The sequence below is a fragment of the Achromobacter sp. 18P8.1.1 genome, from assembly GCF_057799415.1.
Genome location: NZ_JBYOKH010000058.1, coordinates 16,091 through 41,211 on the forward strand (window position 1 = coordinate 16,091; position 25,121 = coordinate 41,211).

General features: G+C 67.0%; 26 protein-coding genes. 16 read left to right on the forward strand and 10 right to left on the reverse strand.

The features are described from left to right. Positions 1-8 precede the first annotated feature (8 nt). Positions 9-371 (reverse strand): SEL1-like repeat protein, encoded by a 363-nt coding sequence (locus AC27VE_RS26530; protein ID WP_088588918.1) that lies wholly within the window; start codon positions 369-371, stop codon positions 9-11. 69 nt (positions 372-440) lie between these two features. Beyond that, complete coding sequence (locus tag AC27VE_RS26535; protein WP_488705434.1) at positions 441-1,148, reverse strand: hypothetical protein; 708 nt, start codon at positions 1,146-1,148, stop codon at positions 441-443. A gap of 159 nt (positions 1,149-1,307) precedes the next feature. On the opposite strand from AC27VE_RS26535, the gene AC27VE_RS26540 reads away from it, so the two are divergent. The 9 genes from AC27VE_RS26540 to AC27VE_RS26580 all read left to right on the forward strand — a co-directional run bounded on the left by AC27VE_RS26540 (position 1,308) and on the right by AC27VE_RS26580 (position 11,847). Beyond that, on the forward strand, positions 1,308-2,243 hold the full coding sequence (locus tag AC27VE_RS26540; protein WP_488705435.1) for a LysR family transcriptional regulator: 936 nt from the start codon (positions 1,308-1,310) through the stop codon (positions 2,241-2,243). Between the two features lie 46 nt (positions 2,244-2,289). Beyond that, positions 2,290-3,240, forward strand: a complete 951-nt coding sequence (locus tag AC27VE_RS26545) for an adenosine deaminase (protein WP_088588921.1) — start codon at positions 2,290-2,292, stop codon at positions 3,238-3,240. Positions 3,241-3,396: 156 nt separating this feature from the next. Further along, complete coding sequence (locus AC27VE_RS26550; protein ID WP_488705436.1) at positions 3,397-4,668, forward strand: carboxylesterase family protein; 1,272 nt, start codon at positions 3,397-3,399, stop codon at positions 4,666-4,668. Between the two features lie 42 nt (positions 4,669-4,710). Then, complete coding sequence (locus AC27VE_RS26555) at positions 4,711-5,658, forward strand: Bug family tripartite tricarboxylate transporter substrate binding protein (RefSeq protein ID WP_488705437.1); 948 nt, start codon at positions 4,711-4,713, stop codon at positions 5,656-5,658. 128 nt (positions 5,659-5,786) lie between these two features. After that, positions 5,787-7,280, forward strand: coding sequence for an MFS transporter (locus AC27VE_RS26560; protein WP_488705438.1), 1,494 nt, complete (start codon positions 5,787-5,789; stop codon positions 7,278-7,280). 142 nt (positions 7,281-7,422) lie between these two features. Next, the gene (locus AC27VE_RS26565; RefSeq protein WP_006225764.1) at positions 7,423-8,811 is read left to right on the forward strand and encodes an amidohydrolase; all 1,389 of its coding nucleotides are present in this window, start codon (positions 7,423-7,425) and stop codon (positions 8,809-8,811) included. A gap of 149 nt (positions 8,812-8,960) precedes the next feature. Then, positions 8,961-9,938, forward strand: a complete 978-nt coding sequence (locus AC27VE_RS26570; RefSeq protein WP_488705439.1) for a Bug family tripartite tricarboxylate transporter substrate binding protein — start codon at positions 8,961-8,963, stop codon at positions 9,936-9,938. Continuing rightward, a complete protein-coding gene (locus AC27VE_RS26575) occupies positions 9,935-10,900 on the forward strand; it encodes a BMP family ABC transporter substrate-binding protein (protein WP_488705440.1) in 966 nt (321 codons plus the stop codon). The genes AC27VE_RS26570 and AC27VE_RS26575 overlap by 4 nt, the downstream gene beginning before the upstream one ends. Before the next feature lie 143 nt (positions 10,901-11,043). Then, entirely contained in the window at positions 11,044-11,847 is an 804-nt protein-coding gene (locus AC27VE_RS26580) for an aspartate dehydrogenase (protein ID WP_488705441.1), read from the forward strand. Between the two features lie 39 nt (positions 11,848-11,886). Here AC27VE_RS26580 and AC27VE_RS26585 read toward each other — a convergent pair whose 3' ends face one another. Continuing rightward, positions 11,887-13,719, reverse strand: coding sequence for an ABC transporter ATP-binding protein/permease (locus AC27VE_RS26585; protein ID WP_488705442.1), 1,833 nt, complete (start codon positions 13,717-13,719; stop codon positions 11,887-11,889). Positions 13,720-13,851: 132 nt separating this feature from the next. Then, positions 13,852-14,739, reverse strand: a complete 888-nt coding sequence (locus AC27VE_RS26590; RefSeq protein WP_006225758.1) for a LysR family transcriptional regulator — start codon at positions 14,737-14,739, stop codon at positions 13,852-13,854. A gap of 116 nt (positions 14,740-14,855) precedes the next feature. Between AC27VE_RS26590 and AC27VE_RS26595 the strand changes: the two genes are divergently transcribed. The 5 genes from AC27VE_RS26595 (at position 14,856) to AC27VE_RS26615 (ending at position 17,988) form a co-directional block, all read left to right on the forward strand. Continuing rightward, positions 14,856-15,692 carry an amidohydrolase family protein gene (locus AC27VE_RS26595; protein WP_488705443.1) on the forward strand — a complete coding sequence of 279 codons (837 nt, stop codon included), beginning with the start codon at positions 14,856-14,858 and terminating at the stop codon, positions 15,690-15,692. Continuing rightward, complete coding sequence (locus AC27VE_RS26600) at positions 15,689-16,678, forward strand: tripartite tricarboxylate transporter substrate binding protein (protein ID WP_088588930.1); 990 nt, start codon at positions 15,689-15,691, stop codon at positions 16,676-16,678. Before AC27VE_RS26595 ends, AC27VE_RS26600 begins: the two co-directional genes overlap by 4 nt. Before the next feature lie 143 nt (positions 16,679-16,821). After that, positions 16,822-17,202 carry an RNA-binding S4 domain-containing protein gene (locus AC27VE_RS26605; RefSeq protein ID WP_088588931.1) on the forward strand — a complete coding sequence of 127 codons (381 nt, stop codon included), beginning with the start codon at positions 16,822-16,824 and terminating at the stop codon, positions 17,200-17,202. Between the two features lie 56 nt (positions 17,203-17,258). Beyond that, positions 17,259-17,618, forward strand: coding sequence for a translation initiation factor Sui1 (locus AC27VE_RS26610; RefSeq protein ID WP_427958208.1), 360 nt, complete (start codon positions 17,259-17,261; stop codon positions 17,616-17,618). 16 nt (positions 17,619-17,634) lie between these two features. Further along, positions 17,635-17,988 carry a DOPA 4,5-dioxygenase family protein gene (locus AC27VE_RS26615; RefSeq protein ID WP_006225753.1) on the forward strand — a complete coding sequence of 118 codons (354 nt, stop codon included), beginning with the start codon at positions 17,635-17,637 and terminating at the stop codon, positions 17,986-17,988. A gap of 4 nt (positions 17,989-17,992) precedes the next feature. On the opposite strand, the gene ppk2 is transcribed toward AC27VE_RS26615, so the two are convergent. Next, positions 17,993-19,147 carry a polyphosphate kinase 2 gene (ppk2, locus tag AC27VE_RS26620; protein ID WP_488705444.1) on the reverse strand — a complete coding sequence of 385 codons (1,155 nt, stop codon included), beginning with the start codon at positions 19,145-19,147 and terminating at the stop codon, positions 17,993-17,995. Between the two features lie 249 nt (positions 19,148-19,396). Here ppk2 and AC27VE_RS26625 point away from each other — a divergent pair, with 249 nt between their 5' ends. Beyond that, complete coding sequence (locus AC27VE_RS26625; RefSeq protein WP_488705445.1) at positions 19,397-19,816, forward strand: hypothetical protein; 420 nt, start codon at positions 19,397-19,399, stop codon at positions 19,814-19,816. Here the strand turns inward: AC27VE_RS26625 and AC27VE_RS26630 are convergent. Further along, positions 19,791-20,981 carry a trans-sulfuration enzyme family protein gene (locus tag AC27VE_RS26630; protein WP_488705446.1) on the reverse strand — a complete coding sequence of 397 codons (1,191 nt, stop codon included), beginning with the start codon at positions 20,979-20,981 and terminating at the stop codon, positions 19,791-19,793. The genes AC27VE_RS26625 and AC27VE_RS26630 overlap by 26 nt on opposite strands. Positions 20,982-21,097: 116 nt before the next feature. On the opposite strand from AC27VE_RS26630, the gene AC27VE_RS26635 reads away from it, so the two are divergent. Then, positions 21,098-21,883 carry a hypothetical protein gene (locus AC27VE_RS26635; protein ID WP_488705447.1) on the forward strand — a complete coding sequence of 262 codons (786 nt, stop codon included), beginning with the start codon at positions 21,098-21,100 and terminating at the stop codon, positions 21,881-21,883. A gap of 37 nt (positions 21,884-21,920) precedes the next feature. Here AC27VE_RS26635 and AC27VE_RS26640 read toward each other — a convergent pair whose 3' ends face one another. From AC27VE_RS26640 to AC27VE_RS26655, 4 genes are all read right to left on the reverse strand, one after another. Beyond that, positions 21,921-22,577 (reverse strand): methionine ABC transporter permease, encoded by a 657-nt coding sequence (locus tag AC27VE_RS26640; protein WP_088588938.1) that lies wholly within the window; start codon positions 22,575-22,577, stop codon positions 21,921-21,923. After that, positions 22,558-23,661, reverse strand: coding sequence for a methionine ABC transporter ATP-binding protein (locus tag AC27VE_RS26645; RefSeq protein ID WP_488705448.1), 1,104 nt, complete (start codon positions 23,659-23,661; stop codon positions 22,558-22,560). Before AC27VE_RS26645 ends, AC27VE_RS26640 begins: the two co-directional genes overlap by 20 nt. A gap of 1 nt (position 23,662) precedes the next feature. Next, entirely contained in the window at positions 23,663-24,424 is a 762-nt protein-coding gene (locus AC27VE_RS26650) for a MetQ/NlpA family ABC transporter substrate-binding protein (protein ID WP_234818307.1), read from the reverse strand. Between the two features lie 253 nt (positions 24,425-24,677). Next, positions 24,678-25,121, reverse strand: a 444-nt coding sequence (locus AC27VE_RS26655; RefSeq protein ID WP_488705449.1) for a CopD family protein, incomplete at its 5' end; no start/stop codon positions are given.

Below are 25,121 nucleotides of genomic sequence, written 5' to 3' on the forward strand. Positions count from 1 at the left end.
GACCCCCCCTACCGCAGCGCAGGCTGCTCGCGCAGCTGCCGCAAACGCTCGATGGCGTCTTCGTACCCTTGCGCGGCTGCCGCCTCGTACCAGCGCAGCGCGGCTTCCCTATCGACCGGCTCAAGCATCACGGCCTGCATGAACTGGGCGCCAGGATTGCCGCGCTGCGCGTCGGCCAGCAAGGCGCGCTGGGCCATGGCGTCCTGGCGCGGCGACTCGCCGTAGATGTGCGTGTCGCCACTCAGTTCCCCCTCGACCTGATGGCGCAGCGAAGGCGGCGTGTGCGCGAACTGATGCCGCCAGAACAGCGCGGTCAGCACCAAGGCGACAAGCAGGAAGACGATGGAGATGAACAGGCTTTTACGGGTCATGGATAACGCAGGTTGAGGGCGACCACAGCCGCCCGAACGTGAAAGACAAGCAGGCAACAGGAACCGCGCTTACCGCGCGGCCGGCGCGAACCAATACTGGAACACGCGGCCTTCGTTGGAATACCAGGGCAAGAGGCCAATGGAATCGGATTCGCTTCGCACGGTCACCAGCAGGCCGCCGGCCTCGGGGCGAAACAGCGCCACATGCCGCCGCACGCCCATGGATTCGTACTGGCGCCAATCGTGCCGCACGCTGACCCACAGCCGGCCCTGCGCGCAACCGGTATGCCGGCGAATGCCGTCCGGCACGCCGGCCCTGGCATCGTGAGCCAGGGCGGCCGTATCCTGCGCGCCATTCAGCTCAGGCAGATATGCGGCCGACCGTGCCCCACGCCCGTCAAGCGCCAGCACGTCCCATCCGCCGCCCGCGCGCGTGAAGGCCACGGTGGCTGCTGGCGTCGACTGCCATTCGGGCAGCACAGGGTCGCGCATGCCCTGAAGATCCAGCGGGTAACGGAGGAAATTGCGCAGATCATTCAAGGATTTCGTTTCGCGGTCGCCCGAGCGGTATTCGCCCTGCGCCTGGTACGTGCCCGTCAAATCCGGGCATTGCGTCGGGTCCGACGGCAGCACCACGGGCGTACCGTCCCGGAAAGGCGGCCACTTGACGGAGACCTCGTCCACCTTGGCCACGCCGCATGCGCTCAAGGCCAGCGCCATCAGCCCCGCGCCGGCAAGCCGGATCGTCCGTCGCGCGCCCAATACCGCTGCATTCATGGCTGTCTCCCTACGAGCCGGCTTGCGGGCCGCTCCCACTGGCGTGCCCCGCGTTATCCGTTGTTTTGCCTGGCGACGAACTATATCCGAATCCCGCGCCGTCGTTGCCAAGCGCCCGGCGCGGGAGAATAATCGACACATCCCCTCCGACCGCGCGCCATGACACCCTTCCGAGGCAAGCTCCGCATCCGGCACCTGGAAATCGTGCTGACCGTCTCCGAATTGGGCAACCTGTCCAAGGCGGCGGCGCAGTTGCACAGCACGCAGTCCGGGCTGTCGCGCGCGATCGCCGAGATCGAAGAGCTGGTGGGTGCCCGTCTCTTCGAACGCACCGCCAAGGGCACCACCTGTACGCCGCTGGGCGAGGCCATGTGCCGGCATGCCCGCCTGCTGTTGACCGACTTCCGTAAAGCCGAGATCGACCTGGCCGCCATGTCGCGCGGCGACGAAGGCAGCCTGACCGTAGGGTGCTTTTCGATGTTCGCCGGCTGGCCGGTCGCGCAGGCCGCGCGCGCCTTTCGGCAAGCCTATCCGCGCATCACCCTGACTATCGAGATCGGCACGCACGAACGCCTGATCGAAGATCTGGACGCAGGCGGCGTGGACGTGCTGATCAGCCGCTTCTCATCCACGGTCAATCCGCAGATCTACCGTTCCACTACCTTGCTGGAGGACCAAGTGGTGCTGGCCTGCGCCACCGGCCATCCGCTGGCGGGGCGCACCGGCACCACGTTGGCGGACTATGTGGCCTACCCGTGGATCACTGCGCTGCCGGGCAGCCGCATCCGGGGCGAACTGGAAATGTCCCTGCGCAAGGCCGGACTGGCGATTCCGGATATGATCGGCGCCCTATCCCTGGAATTCAGCCGCGAAATACTGCTGGACTCGCAGTATCTATGGATGCTGCCGGGCAGCGTGGCCGCCGTGCGCCAGGCCCGCGGCGAACTCGTCGTGCTGCCGGCCCGCCCCGCCATCGGAAAGTCGCCCCTGGCTGCCATCTGGCGCCGCGACCGCCCCAGTACGCTGCAGGCCCGCGCCTTCACCGAGCAGGTCGAACGCGCCATCCAGGCAGACAACATCGCACTGGCCGCGTAGGCGCGCGGCCTCTGCCTTTGCATCACCCATTTTTATCGGAGCACCCATGTACGACTGGCTCAACGCATTGCCCAAGGCGGAACTGCACCTGCATCTGGAAGGCTCGCTGGAACCCGAGCTGCTCTTCCGGCTGGCGCAACGCAATGGCGTGGCGCTGCCCTGGCCCGACATCGATGCCCTGCGCGGCGCCTACAACTACGGCAACCTTCAGGAATTCCTGGACCTGTACTACCTGGGCGCGGACGTGCTGCGCACCGAGCAGGACTTCTACGACCTGACCTGGGCTTATCTGCTGAAGTGCCGCGAGCAGAACGTGGTGCACACAGAACCCTTCTTCGACCCGCAGACCCATACCGACCGCGGCGTGCCATTCGCCGTTGTGGTCAATGGCATCCGCCAGGCGTTGGATGACGGCCGCAAGCAGTTGGGCGTGACCAGCGGCCTGATCCTGAGTTTCCTGCGCCACCTGCCCGAAGAGCAGGCCATGCGCACCCTTGACGAGGCCCTGCCCTTTCGCGACGCCTTCATCGCGGTCGGGCTGGACAGCAGCGAAAAAGGCTTCCCGCCGCGCCTGTTCCAACGGGTGTTCGACCGCGCCCGCGCGGAAGGCCTGCCGGCCGTGGCCCATGCGGGCGAGGAAGGCCCGCCCGAGTACATCTGGGAAGCGCTGGACCTGCTGAAGGTGCTGCGCATCGACCACGGCGTGCGCGCCGCCGAAGACCCGAACCTGATCGCCCGCCTGATCGACGAACAGATCCCGCTGACCGTCTGCCCCTTGTCCAACACCCGGCTGCGCGTGTTTGAACACATGCGCGACCACAATATCCTGACGCTGCTGGACGCGGGCGTGAAGGTCACCGTCAACTCCGATGATCCGGCCTACTTCGGCGGCTACGTCAACGAGAACTTCCATGCGCTGTACGAGCACCTGGGCATGACCCAGGCGCAGGCGCAAGCGCTGGCCGACAACAGCCTGGACGCCCGAATCGCCAAATAGGGGGCAAGTGCCCCTGCGGCGCCCCGGCCATGCGGGTTGCGCATGGCAATGTTCAAAACCGGCATGGCTGCCCTGCCCCGATCATCCCTACCATAGCCCCACGGCTGCGGCGTCCTCCGGACGCCGGCCGCACGACAACGATGCAAGGGGCAGGATATGAATCAACCCGTTCAGGCGGTGCTGCGGGCCGGCACCCTGACTGGCGTGCGCGATGCGGGCGGCATCTGCCGCTATAGCGCCATTCCCTATGCGCAGGCGCCCGTGGGCAGCCTGCGCTTCGCGCCGCCGCAACCCGCGGCGTGGCGTGGCGATCGCGACGCCACGCGCCCAGGCCCCGTGGCGCCGCAACTGCCCTCGCGGCTGCGCGGCGCCATGGGCGATTTCGATGCCCCGCAATCCGAAGACTGCCTGCACCTGACCGTGTGGACGCCCGGCGCGGACCGCGCGCGGCGGCCCGTGGTGGTGTGGCTGCACGGCGGCGCCTGGCAAAGCGGCGGCGGCGCGCTGGACTGGTACGACGGCGCGCGCCTGGCGGCCCGGGGCGACCTGGTGGTCGTGGCCGTCAACTACCGCCTGGCCGCGCTGGGCTGGCTGTATGTGCCCGGCCAAACGGCCAACATGGGCCTGCTCGACCAGGAAGCGGCCATCGATTGGGTGCTGGAGAACATCGAGGACCTGGGCGGCGACCCGGAACGGATCACGGTCATGGGCCAGTCGGCGGGCGCGTCCTCGATCTGCGCCATGCTGGCCCGGCAACCCCGCTTCTCGCGCGCCATCTTGCAAAGCGCGGCACTGGGGCGCGGTTTTCGCAGCGCCACGCAGGCCGACGTGCTGGGACAGGCGTTCCTGCAAGCCGCAAGCGTTGACTCCCTGGACGCGGCACGCGGTTTGCCGGTGTCCGCCCTGCTGGCGGCGCAGCAAGCCCCTGCCGTGCAGGACGTGCTGCGCGCCGAAGGCAGCAGCCGCAGCCAGTTCTGCCCGGTGCTTGACGGCCAGGTTCTGCCGCAGGACATCGCGCCTGCGCTGAAGCAAGCCGCCTGCCGCGCGGACGTGCTGGTGGCTTATACCCGCGACGAAATGGCCGCCTTTCCCGGCCACACGGCCGATGCAGACGGCCTGCAGGTGGGCGAGCAGGTCTTCGGCGCGCCCTCGCGCCAATGGGCCGAGGACGCCGTCGCGCAAGGCCGGCAAGCCTGGCTGGCGCGCTTCGACGTCGCGCCGACCGCGCGCTTCGGCGCCTGCCACTGCATCGAGCTGCCGTTCGTCTTCGACACCGTGGACACCTTTGCGGCCGCCCCCATGCTTGCCGGATTGCCCGAGGCCCACGCCGCCCAACTGACGCGCCGCACCCAGGACGCCTGGATCGCTTTCATCCGCGGCGATGCGCCCGGCTGGCCGATGGCGCCACACCAGCACATCCTGGCCTGAGTCCGCGGCCAACGCACACACCAACAACACAAGGGGAATTTCATGTTCAAGCAAACTGCGCTGGCGCTCGCGCTGCTGACGCCATTGGCCGCCGCGGCCGCGTATCCCGACAAGCCGGTGAAGATCATCGTGTCCAACCCGCCCGGCGGGCCGGTGGACGTGATGCTGCGCGTGCTGGCCAGCAAGCTGGGCGCCGCCTGGGGGCAGCCGGTGGTGGTGGAGAACCGGCCAGGCGCCTCCGGCATCATCAGCACCAGCGCCCTGGTCAAGTCCGCGCCCGACGGCTACACGCTGGGCATGGTGGTGGCGTCCACCGTGACGATCGTGCCGTTCGCCGTGGATGCCCTGCCCTTCGACACGCAAAAGGACCTGCAGCCGATTTCGCTGGTGGCGCGCACCCCGTTCATCTTCATCGTCGCCAAGGAAAGCCCGATCAAGACCTGGGAAGACTTCGTGCGCGAAAGCCGCGCGCGCAACCTGAGCGTGGGCTCGTTCTCGATCGGCACGGCGTTTCATCTGGTGTGGGAACAGACGGCCCGGCGCGCCGGCATCAAGGCGCTGTACGTGCCGTCGTCCTCGTCCGGCAAGACGCAGAACGACCTGATCGGGGGCCAGCTGGATGTGGGCCTGGACGCGCCCTCCAGCGCCAAGGGCCTGATCGACAGCGGCCGCCTGCGCGCGGTGGCCATCACCAGCCCGGAACGATTCGGCGGCCTGCCCGACACGCCGACCTTGAAAGAGTCCGGCCTGGACTATGCGCCGCAACCCTGGATCGGGCTGATGGCGCCCGCCGGCGTTCCCAAGGACCGCGTCGCGCTGATCCAGAAGTCGGTGTCCGACATCCTGAAAGATCCGGCGATGCGTGCGCAGATGCAGACGCTGGGCATGATCCCCATCGGCAGCACGCCGGAGGAACTGGGCGCCACGATCGACGCGGACCGGACCGAGATGGCGCCGCTGATCAAGGAACTGGGCATCAAGCTGCAATAGGCGTCACCCCCTTGGCAAGCGCCGCACCGGTGGCGGCGCTTGCCGGATGGTATCGAGAATGCGTTATTTTCAATTGACCGACGGTCAGTCGATAATTAGAATGATCTTTTCCCTAGCCGGTTTCTTCCATGCACCCCTCCCGCCGCCGCGCCCTCGTCCTGGCCGTCAACCTGGGCAGCTTCATCACCATCCTGGACATCAGCATCGTCAACGTGGCATTGCCGACCATGCAGGCCGCGCTGCGGATCGACATGGCGGGCCTGCAATGGGTGGTGGACGCCTATGCGCTGTTCCTGTCCGCCTTCATGCTGTCGGCGGGGCCGTTGGGCGACCGCTATGGCCGCAAGCGTTCGTGGCTGGCGGGCGTGCTGTTGTTCACGGTGGGTTCGGCGCTGTGCGGGTGGGCGACCACCCTGCCCGTGCTGCTGGCCGGGCGCGCCGTGCAGGGCGTGGCGGGCGCGCTGCTGATCCCCGGCGCGCTGTCGCTGCTGACGCAGGCGTTTCCCGATCCCAAGGCCCGTGCGCAGGCAATCGGTGTGTGGGCGTCATGCAATGCGATTTCCCTGATCGTGGGGCCGATGCTGGGCGGCCTGCTGGTGGCGCATCTAAGTTGGCAGAGCATCTTCCTGATCAACCTGCCGGTCGGCGCGCTGGCCATCGCGCTGGGCGCATGGGGCATCCAGGAAAGCGCGAACCCCGAGCACGCGGCATTCGATCCGGCGGGCCAGGCGCTGAGCGTGGTGTGGCTGGGCGCGCTGACGTACGGCCTGATCGCCGCGGGCGAACACGGCTGGGGTGCGGTGGACGCGATGGTCTCTCTTTGCGTGGCGGCCGTGGGGCTGGCCGCTTTCCTCGTCGTCGAGCACCGCGCGGCGCGGCCGCTGTTGCCGCTGGCCCTGTTCCGCGACACCGGCTTCGCCACCACCAACTTCGCGTCTTTCGTGCTGGGCTTTTCCGGCTACAGCAGCCTGTTCTTCTTTTCCCTGTATCTGCAGCATGTGCAGGGCCTGTCGCCGCTGGCGGCAGGATGGCGGATGGCGCCGCAGTTCGTCGCGGCCGGACTGGTGTCCACGGTGTTCGGCCGCCTGAATCTTCGCTTCGGCCTGCCGCGGCTGATGGTCGCGGGCTATGGCCTGATCGGCGTGGCCATGCTGGGCATGATGCGGTTCGAGGCGCACACGCCCTGGCTCGAGACCGGATCCCTGATGGTGATGCTGGGCCTGGGCATGGGGCTGGCGGTGCCGTCGACCAGCATGGCGGTCATGGCCACGGTGCCGCGCGAACGCTCGGGCATGGCGTCCGCCACCCTAAATGCGCTGCGCCAGACGGGTATGACGATCGGCATCGCGCTGCTGGGCGCATTGATGAGCGGGCGCGCGGTCGACGCGTTGACGCGCACGCTCGCCCACGCCGGCGTCAGCGATGCGCACGGCGTGGCGCGCGCCGCCGTCACCCGGCATGTGATTCCCGAGCAGCCGGCAAGCGTCGCCGCGTGGTTCGCCGATGCGCTGGCCGGCGGCTTTCACGCCGCGATGCTCATCGCGGGCGGTGCATCGGTGGTGGCAGCCATGCTGCTGTGGGTCGTGGCGCGCGGCGCAAAACCCGCGCTGCACGCCGCCTGAACGTGCGATTTCGACGTTCGGAATTCCACCTTTCGGAATCAAACGGGGCGGATTTTAAGCATCCGTAACAAACCTGCCGGCCGCGCGGCGCTTGGGTAAGATCCTCACCCAATAACAGGTTAACAACCACGAGGAGAAGACCATGCAGTCCCGCAAGACAGTGTTCCGGCTGGCCCCGTTGGCGCTTGCCGCCCATCTGCTGATGGCCGGCCCCGCCGCCGCGCAAAGCGCGCCCGGCACGCAAGGCCCGTTGGCCCCCGCGCCCAACGCCGCCCTGTCCGAACAGATCGACCAGCGTGCGAAAGCGATCGAAGACAAGCTCATCGCCTGGCGCCGCGACATCCATCAACACCCCGAACTGGGCAACCAGGAAACGCGCACCTCCAAGCTTGTGGCCGACCATCTGCGCGCGCTGGGCATGGACGTGAAGACCGGCGTGGCAGGCACGGGCGTCGTCGCCGTGCTCAAGGGCGGCAAGCCCGGCCCGGTCGTGGCGCTGCGCGCCGATATGGACGCCCTGCCCGTCAAGGAACAAGTGGACGTGCCGTTCGCCTCCAAGGCCAAAGGCACCTATCTGGGCAAGGAAGTGGACGTGATGCACGCCTGCGGCCACGACACCCATACCGCCATCCTGATGGCCACCGCTGAAGTCCTGGCCGGCATGAAAGACCAGTTGCCCGGCAGCGTGAAATTCATTTTCCAGCCCGCCGAGGAAAGCCCGGCCGACTTCGAACCCGACGGCAAGAAGATCTGGGGCGCCAAGATGATGGTGCAGGAGGGCGTGCTGGACAATCCCAAGGTGGATGCCATCTTCGGCCTGCATGTCTCCAGCGCCTACCCGGCCGGCTGGCTGTCGTGGCGTAGCGGCCCGGCCATGGCCGCCGCCGACCAGTTCTGGATCGACGTCACCGGCAAGCAGACGCACGGCGCGCGCCCCTGGTCGGGCATCGACCCCATCGTCGTCAGCTCGCAGATCATCCTGGGCCTGCAGACCATTCCCAGCCGCCAGATCAACAGCATGCTGGAGCCGGCCGTCATCACGGTGGGCGCCATCCACGGCGGCAACCGCATGAACATCGTGCCGGACAACGTCGCCATGACGGGCACCATCCGCACGTATGACGAAGGCATGAAGAAGGACATCCATCAACGCATCGCCCGCACCGCCGAGATGATCGCGCAAAGCGCCGGCGCCCGCGCCGACGTGCGCGTGGTCGAACTCTATAACGCCACCGTCAACAACCCGGCGCTGACGGAGCAGATGGGTTCGACGTTGCGCCGCGTGGCGGGCGAAGGCAACTATGGACTGCAGCCGAAGTCCACGGCATCGGAAGACTTTTCCTTCTACCAGGAAAAGGTGCCCGGCATGTTCTTTTACCTGGGCGTGACGCCCAAGGGCACCGATGTGGAGAAGGCCGCGCCCAACCACTCGCCGCGCTTCTACGTGGATGAGTCCGGTTTGGTGAACGGCGTGCGCGCCTTGTCGAACCTGACCATCGACTATATGGCCCGCGCGCAGAAAGGCAGCTGACGATCGGGCCATGCGCCCTTGAAGTGAACCCGCCGCGGCTTGCCGCGGCGGGCATAAGCAAACGGCTACAAATTCTTTGTCAGGCGTTGCCCGGTTTTCTACATTACGCCCCTTTGCCGCCCGCGCGGCCGCCATGTAGAAGCCCCGCCATGCCGCTCTCCCGTCGAAAATTCATGCTTGCCAGCGCATTGGCGCTGCCCTTGGCGCGCCCGCGCGCCGCACGCGCCGCCGTCTGGCCCGACCGCCCCATCCGCCTGGTCGTCACGTTCCCGCCCGGCGGCGCCAGCGATATCGCCGCGCGGCTCATCGCACCGGTGCTGGCCGAACGGCTGGGCCAGCCGATCGTCATCGAAAACAAGCCCGGCGCGGGCTCCACCATCGGCGCCAGCCTGGTGGCCCAGGCGCCGGCCGACGGCTACACCCTGCTGATGTCGAATTCGGCGCCCTTGTCGATCTCGCCCGCGCTGATGCCGCAAGGCGGCTATGACGCGCTCTCCAGCTTCAACCACATCGCCTATGTCGGCGCGGTGCCCACCGTGTTCGTCGTGCATCCGTCGGTGCCGGTCGCCACCTTCGCGGAGTTGACCGCGTGGATCCGCGCACAAGACCAGCCCGTGCAGTACGGCAGCGGCGGCTTGGCCTCCGTGGGGCAGATCGTGGGGGAACTGTATTCCCGACAGACGGGCGCACGCCTGCAGCACATTCCCTACAAAGGGTCCGGCGCCATGCGCAACGACTTGCTGGGCGGACAGATCCGCGTTGCCGTCGACGCCCTGCCGCAAAACCTGCCGTTCCTGCGGACCGGCCAATTGCGCCTGCTGGCCGTCACCACCGCGCAGCGCGTGCCGCAAGCCCCCGACATCCCCGCCGTCGGTGAACTGGGTTATCCCGGCCTGATCGCCGAAAACTTCGTCGGCCTGTCCGGTCCGGCAGGCTTGCCCGATGCAGTGTCGCAGCGGCTGAACGAGGAAATCGGCCGCGTGCTTGAAACGCCCGACATCCGTACGAAGCTTGAAGGGCAAGGTTTTGTGCTGGCACGCAAATCGCCCGCCCAATTCACGGACTTCGTCCGTCTTCAGGCCGAGGCCTGGGGGCCGGTGGTGCGGGCCACGGGAGCCAGCCTGTGAGCGCCCGCCGAATACTGGTGCTGTTCGGCCATCCGGGCCGTGGCGGATTCAACGAAGCCGCCGTGCAAGGCGCCGAACGCGCCGCGCAGGCCGGCCTGCCTTTGCAGCGGGAATGGATAGCCGCCAACGACGCCAAGACGCGCGCCGAGCGCATCGCACAGTTGTGCGACACGGCCCCGGATCTCGTCATCGTGCATGGCGGCCAGGGCGACGCGCCCGTCGCCGAGGTGGCGCCGCGATTTCCGGGCACGCAATTCGCCATCACCCAGGGGCACCACACCGGCCCCAATGTCGCGTCGTACGAGATCCTGCAGGAACACTCAGCCTTTCTGGCAGGCGTGCTGGCCGGCTTGCGCGCCAGCAACGGCCGGGCCGCCCACCTGTCGGGCGAGCGCGTGCGGCCGGGGTTAAAGGGCCGCGCCGCCTATGCCGATGGCGTGCGGCGCGTGACCGGCCAGGACCCGCTGACCGCATTCTGCGGCAACCAGCACGACCCGGAACTGGGCGCGGCCTGGACCCGCGCACTGTCCGCACGGGACGCCCGCGTGCTGTTCGCCATGATGGATGGCGGCCGCGACGGCGTGACGCGGGTATGCCGCGAAACCGGCGTGTGGCAGATCGGCAATGTACTGGACTGGGTGGCCCGCGATCCGCAGGTGTACCTGGCATCTGCCCTGGCGGACTCGGGGCTGTGCGTGGAGCGCGCCGCTGCCGACCATGCCGCGGGCGCGCTGGCGGTTGGCCGGATCACGCGCTTCGGACTGGAGGAAGCCGCGTCGCTGCGCCTGGTGGTCGGCGCCAAGGTCGGCGCGGAAGAACGCCGTGTGCTGGACGACTGGGCCGGTCAATTGGCCTCGGGCGCCATCGATATCGCGCCGGACTATGCCGGTGTGGAATTCGAGATGCCGCTCCGACCCCTGCCCCGGGCCGTTGGCGCCGCGATTTCACATCCCGGGCGATAGGCGACGGGCCGGGCGCGGCCCCTCATTGCGCATTGACGCCCGCCGGCACGGTAGCTACAGTGGCCGGCAGCCCAGCGCCCTGTGAATTGGCGCCCTCGCCCCGTGAACCGCCGCGGTCCGCCGCAGCCCTCTTCTGGACCCTTATGAACAGCTACCGCGTCGGCATCGCCGGCTTCGGCGCCATCGGCCAAGCCGTGGCGCAATCCCTGGATGCCGGCTTGCCCGGCCTGACCCTCGCCGCCGTCGCCGTGCGCGACCCCAAGGCTCCGCCGGCCTTCGCCTGGACGCCAGCCGCCCCGACCTTCACCACCATCGATGCCCTGCACGAACATTGCGACGTGGTGGTGGAATGCGCGCCGGCCGCTGTCTTCCGCAACATCGCCGAACCGGTGCTGCGCAGCGGCAAGAAGATGGTGGTGCTGAGCTCGGGCGCCCTGCTGCGCCACGACGACCTGATCGAACTGGCACGCCAGCACCACGGTCAGATCCTGGTGCCGTCGGGCGCCATCCTGGGCCTGGACGCCATCACTGCCGCCGCCGAAGGCGTGATCCATTCCGTCACGATGATCACCCGCAAGCCTGTGCGCGGCTTGCTGGGCGCGCCTTACCTGACCGACAACAATATCGACATCGCGGACATCACCGAACCGCGCCTGATCTTCCGCGGTTCGCCGCGCGAGGCCGCCGTCGGCTTTCCGGCCAACCTGAACGTGGCGATCAGCGTGTCGCTGGCGGGCATCGGGCCGGACCGCACCACGCTGGAAATCTGGGCGGACCCGTCGCTCGAACGCAATATCCATCGCGTTGAAGTCGTGTCGGATTCGGCGTCTTTCTCGATGGAGATCCAGAACATTCCGTCGGCCAATCCGAAGACCGGCCGCATCACCGCGCAAAGCGTGATTGCCGCGCTGCGCAAGCTGACCGGGCCGCTGCGCGTGGGCACGTAAAGCTCACCCGAGGCGCCCGGCCCACGCGGCCGGGTGGCCTCAAGCCGCAGCGCGCAACGGCGTGCCGGCGGCAGGCGGCGCCATCGGCCCCGCCGTCCAGTTGCCCGCGCCGTCCAGCACCAGCCGATGCGTGTGGAACGGGTCAAGCGTGCTGCGATGGCCCACGCTGACCAGCATGCAATCGGGCAAGGCGCCGCGCAGCAAGCTATACAGCATATACTCCAGCCCTTCGTCGGTGGCAGACGTGGCCTCGTCCAGGAACACGATGGCGGGCCGGTTGAACAGCACCCGCGCAAACGCCACCCGCTGCTGTTCGCCCAATGACAGGATGCGGGACCAATCCGCGACTTCATCCAGGCGCTGGGCCAGATGCCCGAGGTTGACTTGGCGTAATGCCTCGGCCAGGCGTGCATCGTCTTCCGGTTGCGCCTCACCAGGGTAGGCCACGGCGCCGCGCAGATCGCCCAGCGGCAGATAGGGCCGCTGCGACAGGAAAAGCGCCGCCGCGCCCTGCGGCCGGCGCACGTGGCCTTGCGCGTAGGGCCACAACCCGGCCAAGGCGCGCAACAGCGTCGTCTTGCCGCTGCCCGAGGGGCCTTTGATCAGCAAGCTCTGCCCCGCGCGCATCTGCAGGTTCAGTTCGCGCAGCAACGTGCTGCCATCCGGCCGCGTCACCGTGACGCCGTGGATCTCCATCGCGTCGGGCAGCGGCTCGGTCTGCACGGAGGGCAAGGCGCGCGCGGCTTCGTTGGCATCCAGGAACCCGTTCAACCGGTCCAGCGTGGCACGGTACTGCGCAAAGGAATCGTAGGACGTGCGAAAGAACGACAGGGCATCCTGCACCTGGCCGAACGCCTGCGACGTCTGCATCACATCGCCCAGCTTGATCGCGCCGCTGAAGAACCGCGGGGCCTGCAGGATGAAGGGAAACACCACCGCCACCTGGCTGACCGACAGGTTGAACCCGTCGAACTTCAGGCCTCGGTAGACCCGCGCCCACAAGTTCGCGATATAGGCCGTGAACCGCGTCCACAACGTGGCGCGCTCCGCCGCTTCGCCCTGGTAGAACGCCACGTTCTCGGCGTTTTCGCGCAGTCGGACCAGCGCGTAGCGGAAGTTGGCGGTCAAGCGTTCGGACAGAAAATTCAGCTGAATCAAGGGCCGGCCGATCTTGAAGGCGAACCAGGTCGCGACGATCACGTACAGGAAGACCACGAACACCATGGCGCGCGGGATCTCGACGCCCGCGACCGACAAGGGGCCGGACAGGCCCCACAGAATGCCCGTGAACGCCACCAACGATACGATGGCGCTCAACGCGCCGATGGCCAGCGTGCGTGAACCCGTGACGAACATCGCGATGTCCTGCTCGATGCGTTGGTCGGGGTTGTCGACGGGCGTATCGACGTAATGGCCGCGGTAGTAGGCGCCCGCGCCCAGCCAGTCACGCGTCAGCCGGTCGTTGAGCCACACGCGCCAATGGATGTCGAAGGACTGGCCGGCATAGCTGTCGGCCAGGGTGCGCACCACGTGCACGCACGCCAGCACCGAAAAGATGCCCAAAAAGCGCCAGAACGCGGAGCGGTCGAGTGCCTGCAGCGCACTGTAGAAGCCGTTGTACCAAAAGGAAAACAACACGGTCATGCGTACCGCCGCCATCGCCAGAAGCAGCAGCATCGCCAACGTCAGCAAGGGGCGCCAACTGCGCCGCGGCGTCAGGTACGGCCAGGCCAGGCGCCAGAATTTCCGGCCCCAATCGGTGCTGCGGGCCAGCACCATCGCCATCGCGGCCATCGCGATGGCCGTGATGCCGAAGGCGCGCACGAGCCACAGCGCGCTTTCCGTCAATTGCTGCTGCCAGTTCAGATCCATGGGCAAGCCCCCGAATAACCGTTTCTGGTTAGACGGGGTGGATGGCCCGGGTTCCGGACAAAATGCCGTTTTAAGCCAGGCTTAAGCGTTCTGAAAGCGCCGCTGAACGCGCAGTGAAAGGCTGAGCGAAAATCAGCGCGGACCGAGGTCCAGATTGGCGAAAAGATCAGCCAGCGTGGGCACCGAACGGGCCGGCCAGATCGCGCTCAGGTCGAAGCTGGGCAAGCTGTGGCCGTCGCGCACTTCGCAAAAACGCACGCCGCCGAAATTCATCGTGCGGATCCAGCTGGGCAAGAGCGCCACGCCGCACCCGCCCGCCACGCAGGACAGGACGGTCAACGTCCGGTTGGCCTCCTGCGCCACCTGGGCATCGTGCCCGCCCTTGCGCATGGCGTCCAGGATGCCCGCATAGAACGCCGGCAACTGCGCCTGCGGATACATCACCAGCCCCGCTTGCGCGATCTGCGCCATTGATACCTGCCCGTCTTCTGCCACGACGAACTCGTCGGGCACCGCGGCCACCAGCCGGTCGCGCAACAACTGCCGTTCCCGCATGCGCCCGCCCACGGCGACCGGCGTGTGCATCAGGCCGATGTCGATCTCGCCCGTCTGCAGGGCCTCGGCTTGTTCGGCGTTGCTCATTTCGCGCAAGATCACGCGCACGCCAGGCGCCTGCCGCCGCATTTCGCGCAGCGCGCGCGGCAAGGTGTCGAAAAGCGCCGATGACACCAGCCCCACCGTCAACTGCCCCGCGCTGCCGCGGCCGATCTCGCGCGCCCGCTGCGCCGCCGCATCGATACGCGCCACGCTGGTCCGCACGTCTTCCAGGATGGCAAGCGCTGCCGGCGTGGGTGCGGCACCCTGGCGCGAGCGTTCAAAGAGGCGCACCCCCAGATCCTTTTCCATGCGGGCGAGCGCCTGGCTCAAGGCGGGCTGGGCGATGCCCAGCCATTCCGATGCGCGGCTGACACTGCCGTGGTCCACCACCGCCAGGAAGTAACGCAGGTGCCGGGTTTCCATATCAATCCGATATATAAAAAGCGATTTTCCACAATAGAAAACTATACCCTGACTTCTTAGAATCCCGCCTTACAGAACAGCGTGGACAACGTCCGCGCACAGAACAGGAGACCGCCTTGCCCCCGCTCGCGACCGGCGTTGCCGTCGACACCCATGCGCACGTATTCCAGCAAGGCCTGGCGCTTGCCGACACGCGCCGCCACACGCCCGATTACGACGCGACGCTGGCCGATTACCTGGCGCTGCTGGATACGCACGGGCTCAGTCACGGCGTGCTGGTGCAACCCAGCTTTCTAGGCACCGACAACCGCTACCTGCTGGACGCCGTGCGCGCTGCTTCTGGACGCCTGCGTGGCGTGGCGGTCGTCGCCCCCGGCATCGCCGACGGCGAATTGCAGGCGCTGGCCGACGTCGGCGTGGTGGGCATCCGCCTGAACCTGATCGGCTTGCCCGTGCCCGAGCTTGCCGCCCCTGGCTGGCAGGCCCTGCTGGCTCGCGTGAATGCGCTGGGCTGGCACGTCGAAGTCCATATCCAGGCGGCTCGCCTGCCGGATATCCTGCCCGCCTTGCTGGCTGCCGCTTGCCGCGTGGTCGTCGACCATTTCGGCCGGCCCGACCCGGCACTCGGCGTGTCGGACCCCGGCTTTCTGTACCTGCTGCAACAGGCCGGCAGCGGCCGCGTGTGGGTCAAGCTGTCGGCCCCCTACCGCAACTGGCAGGCCGCGGACTGTGCCGCATCCGGCCGATTGGCCGCGCAGCAACTGCTGGCCGCCTACACCGCGGACCGCCTGATGTGGGGCAGCGACTGGCCCCATACCGAACACCGCCACCTGGCGTCCTACCCTGCGGCGACGCAATGGCTGGACGCCTGGATCGACGACCCCACGCAACGGCACGCCGTGCTTGCCGGCACGCCGTTGCAGCTGTTCCAATTCCAAGGAGACAAACCATGACCCACCTGATCAAACGCCTGGCGCGCGGTAGCGGCCTGCTCGTTGCCGCCGGCCTGCTGGCCGGCGCCGCAAGCACGGCATCCGCCGCCTATCCCGAACGCGCCGTCACGCTGGTCGTGACCTATCCGCCCGGCGGCACCGTGGACGTCGTAGCCCGCCTGATCGGCCCCAAGCTGGCCGCCGAACTGGGCCAGCCCGTCGTCATTGAAAACCGCGGCGGCGCCGGCGGCATGATCGGCGGCGCGGTCGTCGCCAAGGCGCAGCCCGACGGCTACACGCTGATGCTGGACGCCTCGAACCACGCGCAGAATCCCGCGCTGCATTCCAAAATGCAGTTCGACACGCTCACCGCGTTCGCGCCTGTCTCGTTGCTGCTGCGCGTGCCGAACGTGCTGGTCGTCACGCCCTCGTACGAGGTCAAGACGGTGGCCGACCTGATCAAGCTGGGCCAGCCCGGCGCCAAGGACCACGTGTATTTCGCGTCGGCCGGCCCCGGTTCGGCGCAGCACCTGGCAGGCGAACTGTTCAACCTGTTGGCCAAGACGCAGTTGCAGCATGTGGCCTACAAGGGCGGCGGCCCGGCCATGATCGACGTCATGTCCGGCCAGGTGCCCGTCATGTTCGCCAGCATGGGATCGGCCTGGCAGCACGTAAAGAACGGCAAGCTGCGCGCAGTAGCCGTCGGCGGTCTGGAACGCTCGAAGACCGCGCCCGACCTGCCCACCATCGCGGAATCCGGCGTGCCGGGCTATGAGACGTATGAATGGAATGCCGTCTTCGCCCCGGCCGGCACGCCGCCCGCGATCGTCGACCAGGTGTCGCAAGCGCTGGCCAAGGTGTTGAAGGACCCTGCCATCGCCGAACAGCTGGCCGGCATCGGCGCCGAGCCGATCGGCTCGACGCCCGCTGAACTGGACACCTTCCGCCGCGCCGAAATCGCCAAGTGGCAGCGCGTCGTGAAGGAAGCGGACCTGAAGCTGGATTGAGTACTGCCGGGCCAGCCAGCCCGGTTGCCGGATTGCCGGTCTTGCGGCGCCCTTGTCGGGCGCCGCTTTTTTTTCGCACAGCGGCGTCCTGCCGGCGCAGCTATCATCATGGCTTGAAGCAGAATTGCGCAGGGACAGCCAAGATGGACAAGATTCGACTCGACAAGTGGCTTTGGGCCGCCCGCTTCTACAAGACGCGCAGCCTGGCCGTGCAGGAAATCGGCAAAGGCCGGGTCTTCGTGAACGACCAGGCCGCCAAGCCCTCGCGCGAAGTCGCTCCCGGTGATCGGGTCACCGTCCGCAAGGAAGACCCGGCGCTGCAGGTGCGCGTGGTTGCGGTGAGCGGCGTGCGCGGCCCCGCGCCGGTCGCCCGCCTGTTGTACGAAGAAACGCCGGAAAGCGTCGCGGCGCGCGAGCGCGCGGCCGAGATGCGGCGCCTGGCGCCGGAACCCGCCCTGGGGATCGAAACGGGCCGCCCGACCAAGCGCGACCGCCGGCTGATCGACCAGATGCGGGGCAAGTAAGGCGTGCCGGGCTGGCATAATCCGGCGCATATCCTTGAATTTCCGCAACGTCCATCATGAAACGCAGCTCAACCGGCGGCCTGGTTTATTCCACTGAAAGCGGCCGCATGTGCCCCGATTGCCGGCAGGCGCTGGCGCAGTGCCAATGCAAAGCCCCCTCTCCCGTACCCGCTGGCGACGGCGTGGCCCGCGTATCCCGCGAAACCAAGGGCCGTGGCGGCAAGAGCGTGACCGTGGTCAGGGGGTTGGCGCTGGACCCGATTGCGCTGGGCGTGCTGGGCAAGCAGCTGCGCAACGCTTGCGGCTCGGGCGGAACGGTCAAGGACGGTGTGATCGAAGTCCAGGGCGACCACTGCGACCGCATCATCGATACCCTGATAAAAAGCGGCCATCGCGCCAAGCGCGCCGGTGGCTGAACCTGACGAGACCACCATGAACGATGTCGCCGTAAGCAGCGTCGCCAGCTGGCACGCCCATGTGTATTTCGACGGCGCCAGCCGTGATGCCGCGTTCGCGCTGCGCGAACGCGTGATCGCGCAGTTCGACGGCAAGATGGAAATGGGGCGCTTCCATGAGCGCCCCGTCGGCCCGCATCCGCAATGGAGCTACCAGATCGCATTTACCCCGGCGCACTTCGCCGAGATCTCGACCTGGCTGACCCTGAACCATGGTGCGCTGGATGTTTTCATGCATCCCAATACCGGCGATTCGCTGCGCGACCACCGCGACTGCGCGGTCTGGATCGGACGCAGCTACACGTTGAACCTGAAGGCCCTGGGCGCCTGAACGCCTACAGCGCCCGGCCCACGATCAGCGGGTCCAGCGCCATGCCGGCGTCGCCACTCTTGCCTTCGTACGGCAGGCGGCTCAGCACATAGCGCATCGCATTGAGCCGCGCGCGCTTCTTGCAGTCGGACTTGACCACGATCCACGGCGCGTCCGCGGTGTCGGTATGCGCGAACATCGCTTCCTTGGCGCGCGTGTAGTCGTCCCATTTGTCCAGCGAGGCCAGATCCACCGGGCTGAGCTTCCACTGCTTGAGCGGGTGCACCTTGCGTTGCAGGAAGCGGCGGCGCTGCTCTTCCTGGCTGACCGAGAACCAGAACTTGACCAGATGGATGCCGCTCGTGACCAGATGGCGTTCGAAGTCCGGCACCTGGCGCAGGAAGTCCAGATACTCCTGCTGCGAGCAAAAGCCCATCACGCGTTCCACGCCGGCGCGGTTGTACCAGGACCGGTCGAACATCACGATCTCGCCCGCCGTGGGCAGGTGCTGCACATAGCGCTGGAAATACCACTGGCCCCGCTCGGTGTCCGACGGCTTTTCCAGCGCGACCACGCGTGCGCCCCGCGGATTCAAGTGTTCCATCATGCGTTTGATGGTGCCGCCCTTGCCCGCGGCGTCGCGCCCTTCGAACAGAATCACCACCCGCTGGCCGGTCGCCTTGACCCAGGCCTGCAGTTTCAAAAGCTCGACCTGCAGCTGGTACTTCTGCTTTTCGTAATTGCGGCGCAGCATGCGGTGGCGATAGGGATAGATGCCCTCGCGCCAATCGGTCGCCAGTTCCTCGTCGGGATTGCGGCGGCCGCTCGGCCCCTGCGTGCTGGCATCCAGCAACGCGCGATGCACGGCGCGCGCATCGTCGGGCGACAGGTCTTCGATGACGGAACGCAAGGCTTCGTGGGCCTGCGCCTCGGGTCCGACGGTGTAGCGGCGCGCGATGTCGGATAGCACCGACACGGTTTCCTGGCGAGCGGCGTCTTCCCGGGCGGCCACGCGCTTGCGGGCCTGCACCACCGGTTCAACAGGCGGCGCCGCCGTCGGCTGCGCCCGGCGCGAACTGGTGCCGGCGCGGGTGCTGGCGGTACGCTTGGCGGCGGCCCCCGCGCGCTTGTTCGGCGTGGCGGCTACGGCTTGTTCGGCTTGCGGGGTCTTGTCTGTCATCAATCCTGTCCTTGCTGCGCTTGTCGTCTGGCCCACGCCGGCCGGCCGATCGCCGGCGGCCCATCAGGCAAAGGCGAAACCCTACCGTGCGCGCCGAGGCGTGGATTTGACGAGAATCAAAGGTTGTAACATTTTTTACAGAATGCCGGCCCGGTACACTGCGCCATCTGTCTCCGATTCCGCCCCTTGCCTGCCATGTGGTCACGCCTCAAGCGCTTCCTGAACGGCCCACCGCCCCCTGAAGATCCCTTGCGCGAGACAGTGCGTTTCGATGACGCCGGCCTCACCCGCGAAAGCGAACTGGCGCGCGCGATGGGCATCCAGGAGTTCTGGCCCTGGAGCGACATCCACGAATTCGGCTTCGTCTTCACGCAAGCGATGTATCCCGACCCATGGTTCGGCGACTACATGGAAAGCTTGTGGTTCGTGCGCGTGCCTACCGACGGCGGTGGGCTGATGCGCATGGATCTGGACGAGCGCGTGCTGGACATCGACCACCTGTCGCCCGCCCTGCTGCGCAACCTGCCGGGGTTGGACATGGACGTGCTGCGCGCAGGGCGGGCAACCGCCGCCCGCGGCCTGCGTCATTTCGACGGCGCAGGCGAATGGGTCGCGTGGCGGCGTGAGGCCTGCGCCCCGTCCCCTACACCCGATCCAGGCCCTGCTTGAGATCGGCCAGGATGTCCTCCGGCGTCTCCAGCCCCACGGACAGGCGCAGCAGCCCTTCGGACAAGCCGTACTTTTCGCGGTCTTCTGCCGAATAGCTGGCGTGCGTCATCGACGCGGGATGCTGGATCAGCGTTTCCGGGTCGCCCAGGCTGACGGCGATGCGCGCCAGTTTCAGGCTGTTCAACAGGGTCCGCCCCGCAGTGAGCCCGCCCTTGAGCTCGAAGGCCACCAGGCCGCCGCCCGACGCCTGCTGGCGCCGCGCGATCTCCGCGCCGGCGGTGCCTTCCAGGCCCGGATAGAACACGTCCGCCACGGCCCCGTGCTCGCGCAGCAGCTTGGCCACCTTCAAGGCAGATTCGCTATGGCGTTGCACCCGCAGTTCCAGCGTCTTGATGCCGCGCAGCACCAGGAAGGCGGTGAACGGCGACAAGGTCGCGCCGGTGAAGTAGCGCAGCCCTTGCAGACGGATGGCGTCAATATGTTCCTTGCGACCCACGACGGCCCCTGCCAACAGGTCGCCGTGGCCGCCCAGGTACTTCGTGGCGGAATGCAGCACGATGTCGGCGCCATGTTCCAGCGGGCGTTGCAGCACCGGCGTGGCGAAAGTGTTATCCACGATGGTCAACAGGCCCTTGCCGCGCGCGATGGCGGACACGGCGGCGATATCGACCAGGCGCAGGTTCGGATTGGCCGGCGTTTCGAAATAGACGGCGCGCGTCTTGGGACCGATCGCCGCGGCAACCGTCTCGGGCCGCGTAAAGTCGGCGAAGACGGCGTGGATGCCAAAGCGGCTCAACCCTTGCGTGAACAAGGTGAACGCGGTGCCGTAGACAATCTGGTCCACCACGATCTCGTCGCCGCTTTGCAGCAGCGAAAACAAGGTGGCGGAAATGGCTGCCATGCCGGATGCGGTCACGACGCCAGCTTCAGCGCCTTCCAGGGACGCCAGCCGCTCTTCCAGCAGCGCCTGCGTGGGGTTGCGCGTGCGGCCATAGACATAGCCCTGCTTTTCACCCAGGCGGATCTGGTCGAAGGTTTCGATGCTGTCCTGGGTGTAGGTGGACGTCACGTACAACGGCGGCGACAAAGCGCCCTGTTCCTCCAGTGGGTCGTACCCCAGGTGGATGGCGCGGGTGGCAAAGCCTTGCTGCGTGGTGTCGGACATAGCTGAACTCCTGTCATCGGATATTGCAAAGGCGTCACGCCCTTGCCGGAAAACTGCGTTACATTCAAAACCGTGTCCCCAATTTCTGGTGCGCCATGATTTCCCAGGACAAGCCTTTGCGATCCCCGCGTGCACGGCCTGGCTGGCTGCGCATTGCGCTGTTCGCCGGCCTGGCGGTGCTTGTGTCGGCCGTGGTGATCGGCGTGCGCAATGCCAGCGAACGCGAGCAGGAAAAAGTGGCCGCAGCCGAAATCCGCAAGGTCGCAGACACCTTGCAGCTGATGGTCACGAGCCCGGAAGACGTGCCCGACGCCCTGCCGGTCATCGACCCCACGCCCAAGGCCACCGGGTTCTACGGCGAGCTGGAACGCATCATCAAGACCGTGGCCGGCGAGCGGCTGGCGCAGCACAAGGCCTATCTTCAGGACCTGAACGACATCGGCATGCCGCGGCTGCTGGACGCGCACCGGCTGGCCCGGGACACCGGCCTGGTGGAAAGCCGGATGATTCTTGAGCAGGCCGAGCGTCTGGTGCCGAAATACCAGCAGCAAAGCCTGCAGGTCTTGAAGGACATGCCCGCGATGATCCGTTCGCTGGCGATCCGCGAACCGGAAAAGCAGAAAATGCTGACGGGCCTGGACGCGTCGCTGGCGCGGCGCAGCGCCAGCCTTGCGCAGGTCTGGACGCTTGAGACGCGCATCCTGCAGGAGTTCGGCCAGATGATCACGTTGCTGGACGACAACCGCCAGCACTGGTACGCGGACCACGACGAACTGCTGTTCGACCGCGACGACGACCTGAACCGGTTCCGCCAGCACATGGCGGCGATCGGCAAGATGTCCGCCGAACAGGAACAACTGGGCAAGCAGCAATTGGCCAGCATCCTCTCGGCGCTGCCCTGACCCGATTTGTCCGCCCGCCCGCATCGCCGCCCCGTGCCTACCGCTTGTGGTCGGCCCGGCGCGACAGCCATTCACCGGTGAACTGCACGATCGACACCAGCGCGATCAGGATCACGATCACCTCGAACATCACCCGGGTTTCATAACGCTCGTAGCCGTAGCGGATCGCCAGGTCGCCCAAGCCGCCGGCGCCCACGGCGCCGGCCATGGCCGATGCGTTGATCATGGCGATGACGCTGACCGTCATGCCGCCGATGATGCCGGGCAAGGCCTCGGGCAACAGCACGTGGCGCACGATGTGCCAGCGCCGGCAACCCATCGCGCGCGCCGCCTCCACCAGCCCGTGATCCACATCGTTCAGACTGACCTGCGCGATCCGCGCAAAGAACGGCACCAGGTTGGCCGACAGCGGCACGATGGCCGCCCAGGTTCCCAACGTGGTGCCCACCAGGAAGCGCGTGAACGGCAGCATGGCCACCAGCAGGATGATGAAGGGGATGGCGCGGAACGTGTTCACCGTGATCGACAGCGCCTTGTTCAAGCGCGGCTTGGGGTACAGGTTGCCGGGTGCGGTCACCGTCAACACCACGGCCAGCGCCAGGCCCGACACGATCGCGATGACGGCGGAGACGCTCACCATCGCCAGGGTCTGCAGGAACGCCTGCAGGTATTTATCAAGCATCGGCAGCGACATAACCCAGCACCTTGATCTGATCGGCCACCAGCGCGGCGCGCGCGGCCTCTTCCTGTAATGCGCCCGCGGGCACCGACACCAGCAGACTGCCCTGCGCATGGCCGCGCAACCGGTCCAGTCCGCCATGCAGCAAGGTGGCGCCCGGCCCCATTGCCGCCAAGGCCTGCAGCGACACGCCGTCAGGCCGACCCTGCCCAGTGAAACGCAGCCGCAGTACGGCAACGCCATCGCGGCCCTGCAAGTCGGGCACCAGCCGGGCCGCCAGGTCCGCGGGCAGTTCGTGCTGCAAGGGGCGCAGGAGCGCGCGCGTGGCGTCCGCCTGCGGGTTGCCGAACACGCGCCAGACCTCGCCTTGCTCCACCTTGCGGCCGCCGTCCAGCACCAGCACCTGGTGGCAGACTTCGCGGATCACTGCCATGTCGTGCGTGATGAGCACCACCGTCAGCCCCAGCTTGCGGTTGATGTCCTGCAGCAGCGCCAGGATGGATTGCGTGGTCTCCGGGTCCAGCGCGGACGTGGCTTCGTCGCACAACAGGATTTCCGGCTCATGCACCAGCGCGCGCGCGATGCCCACGCGCTGCTTCTGGCCACCTGACAGCTTGGACGGATAGACGTCCGCCTTGTCCCGCAACCCCACCATGTCCAGCAGGGCTTCAACCCGCGCGCGCGCGGCGGCGGGCTTCACGCCGGCCACGCGCAGCGGCAGCGCGACGTTTTCGGCCACCGTCTTGGCCGACAGCAGATTGAAGTGCTGGAAGATCATGCCGATGCGGCGGCGCAGGCCCACCAGCCCGTCTTCGTCCAGTTGGCCCACGTCCACCCCGTCGACCAGCACGCGGCCGGCGGAGGGGCGTTCCAGCATGTTGATGGACCGCAGCAGCGTGGACTTGCCCGCGCCGCTGCGCCCGATGATTCCGAAGACCTCGCCCCGCGCCACCGAGAACGACACATCAGACAGCGCCGCCACCGCGCCTTGCGGGCTTTGATAACGCTTTTGCAGCCCGTCGAAAACGATGTGGGAGTCTGGCCCAGCAGGCGACCCGGCCGCTACCGCCGGGCCGGGGTTGGAGAATTCGTGCTGCATCTCAGAAGACCGGGATCACGGAGCCTTCGTACTTGCTCAGGATGAACTGGCGGACTTCTTCAGAGTGGTAGGCCTTGATCAGCTCGGGCACCCACGGCGCGTTCTTGTCCTTTTCGCGCACGGCAATGATGTTCACGTAAGGATTGTTTTCCTTCTTCTCCACCGCGATGCCGTCGCGCGTGGCGATCAGGCCCGCCTGGTAGGCGAAGCTGTTGACGATGGCGGCGGTGTCCACGTCCGGCAGCGAACGCGCCAGCACGACCGAGGCGCTTTCAACGAAATTCAGCTTCTTGGGGTTGGAGGTCACATCGGCCAGCGTGGCGGTGCCGGTCGCCGGGTCAAATCCGTCCTTCAGCGTGATGAGACCCTGGTCGCGCAGGATCACCAGCGCGCGGGTCTGGTTGCTGGGGTCGTTCGGGATGCCGACGCGGGCGCCGTCCGGCAGCTCTTTCAGCGACTTGTACTTCTTGGAATAGAAGGCGATGGGCGAGATCAGCGTGTTCGCCACCGGCACCAGCTTGTAGCCGCGCTGCTTGATCTGGTCGTTCAGGAAAGGAATGTGCTGGAAGGCGTTGGCTTCCAGGTCGCCGTTGTTCAGCGCTTCGTTGGGGCTGGCGGTGCCCGTAATGACCACAGGTTCGACGGCCAGGCCATTCTTCTTGGCCACTTGGGTCACCACTTCCCAGATCTGCTCGTCCACCCCGCCGCGCACGCCCACTTTCAAGGGCTTGGGATCCGCGGAAAATGCCGGGCCATGGAACATCGCGGCGGATGCCAGCACGGCGCCCAACAGCGTTTTGAGGACGAGCCGCGTCCGCTTGACGGGCGGGGTGTTGCCCTGCGCGGTGCGCGCACCTAGAAAACGGGTAGTCATGATGGAATCGCCTCTAAGTCAATGCAGTTATGAGAGAGACGATTCTAGGGAGGGCCCCGACGGGCACGAACGAATACTTCGTTGAGTCCTTATTACGGGGATCTTTGGATATGGCCCGGCGGCATAAGCCGCCCGTGCCGCATCAGAACGGCTTGACGACGACCAGTGTCACGATGACCGCGCAGGCGATGACGGTGAACGGCGCGTAGAGATCCACTGCCGGCGGCCGTTTCGGGCTGCCCTGCGCCATACGGCGCAACGCGGCGCTTTGGATGCCCAGCAAGGCGGACAAAGCCAGCGCGCAGCCGACCTTGATCCAGATCCAGTTCATCGCGAACCAGCCGAAGGTCATCGCCAGGTGCAGGCCGATCATCCAGGAGATGACCATCGCCGGCGTGGTCACCCACAGGGTCCACCGGCGCAGCGCACCCAGCATCTTGCGTTCCTTGGGCGCGTCATCGCCGTCTTGCGGCTGCGACGACAACAGGAACAGGGAGACGAACAGCGATCCGACGATCCAGGCGACAACTGCCGCCACGTGGGCCATCTTGAGAAGTTGGTATGTCATGGCCGGCATTATCACCGC

Bases quoted from the DNA above. Each gene is read 5' to 3' on its own strand.
- AC27VE_RS26615 (WP_006225753.1), top strand. From the start codon at position 17,635: ATGAACGATGTCGCCGTAAGCAGCGTCGCCAGCTGGCACGCCCATGTG.
- AC27VE_RS26560 (WP_488705438.1), top strand. From the start codon at position 5,787: ATGCACCCCTCCCGCCGCCGCGCCCTCGTCCTGGCCGTCAACCTGGGC.
- AC27VE_RS26555 (WP_488705437.1), top strand. From the start codon at position 4,711: ATGTTCAAGCAAACTGCGCTGGCGCTCGCGCTGCTGACGCCATTGGCC.
- AC27VE_RS26585 (WP_488705442.1), bottom strand. From the start codon at position 13,719: ATGGATCTGAACTGGCAGCAGCAATTGACGGAAAGCGCGCTGTGGCTC.
- AC27VE_RS26605 (WP_088588931.1), top strand. From the start codon at position 16,822: ATGGACAAGATTCGACTCGACAAGTGGCTTTGGGCCGCCCGCTTCTAC.
- AC27VE_RS26590 (WP_006225758.1), bottom strand. From the start codon at position 14,739: ATGGAAACCCGGCACCTGCGTTACTTCCTGGCGGTGGTGGACCACGGC.
- AC27VE_RS26610 (WP_427958208.1), top strand. From the start codon at position 17,259: ATGAAACGCAGCTCAACCGGCGGCCTGGTTTATTCCACTGAAAGCGGC.
- AC27VE_RS26535 (WP_488705434.1), bottom strand. From the start codon at position 1,148: ATGAATGCAGCGGTATTGGGCGCGCGACGGACGATCCGGCTTGCCGGC.
- AC27VE_RS26540 (WP_488705435.1), top strand. From the start codon at position 1,308: ATGACACCCTTCCGAGGCAAGCTCCGCATCCGGCACCTGGAAATCGTG.
- AC27VE_RS26580 (WP_488705441.1), top strand. From the start codon at position 11,044: ATGAACAGCTACCGCGTCGGCATCGCCGGCTTCGGCGCCATCGGCCAA.
- AC27VE_RS26650 (WP_234818307.1), bottom strand. From the start codon at position 24,424: ATGTTCCATGGCCCGGCATTTTCCGCGGATCCCAAGCCCTTGAAAGTG.
- AC27VE_RS26570 (WP_488705439.1), top strand. From the start codon at position 8,961: ATGCCGCTCTCCCGTCGAAAATTCATGCTTGCCAGCGCATTGGCGCTG.
- AC27VE_RS26565 (WP_006225764.1), top strand. From the start codon at position 7,423: ATGCAGTCCCGCAAGACAGTGTTCCGGCTGGCCCCGTTGGCGCTTGCC.
- AC27VE_RS26640 (WP_088588938.1), bottom strand. From the start codon at position 22,577: ATGTCGCTGCCGATGCTTGATAAATACCTGCAGGCGTTCCTGCAGACC.
- AC27VE_RS26550 (WP_488705436.1), top strand. From the start codon at position 3,397: ATGAATCAACCCGTTCAGGCGGTGCTGCGGGCCGGCACCCTGACTGGC.
- AC27VE_RS26645 (WP_488705448.1), bottom strand. From the start codon at position 23,661: ATGCAGCACGAATTCTCCAACCCCGGCCCGGCGGTAGCGGCCGGGTCG.
- AC27VE_RS26545 (WP_088588921.1), top strand. From the start codon at position 2,290: ATGTACGACTGGCTCAACGCATTGCCCAAGGCGGAACTGCACCTGCAT.
- AC27VE_RS26530 (WP_088588918.1), bottom strand. From the start codon at position 371: ATGACCCGTAAAAGCCTGTTCATCTCCATCGTCTTCCTGCTTGTCGCC.
- ppk2 (WP_488705444.1), bottom strand. From the start codon at position 19,147: ATGACAGACAAGACCCCGCAAGCCGAACAAGCCGTAGCCGCCACGCCG.
- AC27VE_RS26630 (WP_488705446.1), bottom strand. From the start codon at position 20,981: ATGTCCGACACCACGCAGCAAGGCTTTGCCACCCGCGCCATCCACCTG.
- AC27VE_RS26600 (WP_088588930.1), top strand. From the start codon at position 15,689: ATGACCCACCTGATCAAACGCCTGGCGCGCGGTAGCGGCCTGCTCGTT.